Annotated in this window: 2 protein-coding genes; one reads left to right on the top strand and one right to left on the bottom strand. The window is 45.3% G+C overall.

The features are described 5' to 3' along the window. Nucleotides 1–2 precede the first annotated feature (2 nt). Nucleotides 3–212, top strand: a complete 210-nt coding sequence (locus R7R78_RS28735; protein ID WP_225474923.1) for a DUF1145 domain-containing protein — start codon at nt 3–5, stop codon at nt 210–212. 52 nt (nt 213–264) lie between these two features. Here the strand turns inward: R7R78_RS28735 and R7R78_RS28730 are convergent. Then, the coding region (locus R7R78_RS28730) for a MarC family protein (RefSeq protein ID WP_318119817.1) at nt 265–552 on the bottom strand (288 nt) is incomplete at its 5' end.

Below are 552 nucleotides of genomic sequence, written 5' to 3'. Positions count from 1 at the left end.
TGATTCTGAATATTGTGATGCCATTTCCAGGTAATGCTGCGATTGCGCTGTACATCATGACAGCCTTCTTGTTCATCATGCACGGTTTGCAAATGGCGATCTTCATTGGTGCATTTGGCGATAAGATTCAGATGAGCAGTTGGGAAAAGTATTCCATCTTGATTTTTGGTATTTTTGCCCTGCTCGACATTCGTCGTAAACACATGATGTAAACATCGTCATAAAGAAAGCCGCTCACTGGAGCGGCTTTTTGTTGTCTTTGATTTATCCCAAATAGCTTTTCACACCATCTAGGAACATCTGGGTGGAAATCATCACCAATAACAAGCCCATTAAGCGTTCCACCGCTTTCAGACCGCGTTCGCCCAACAGACGATTGAAAAAGCCATAGAACATCAAAATAAAGAAGGTCGCGCCCCACGCAATCACCACTGACGCTGAAAGTTCGACCAGTTTGTCGGGATGCTGGGAAGAAAGCAGAAGCAACGCGGCAATCACTGATGGGCCAGCAATCATTGGAATTGCCATTGGCACAATAAACGGCTCTTCACC

This window comes from Vibrio sp. 2134-1, assembly GCF_033339495.1.
This window is presented reverse-complemented; position numbering and strand designations above follow the sequence as displayed.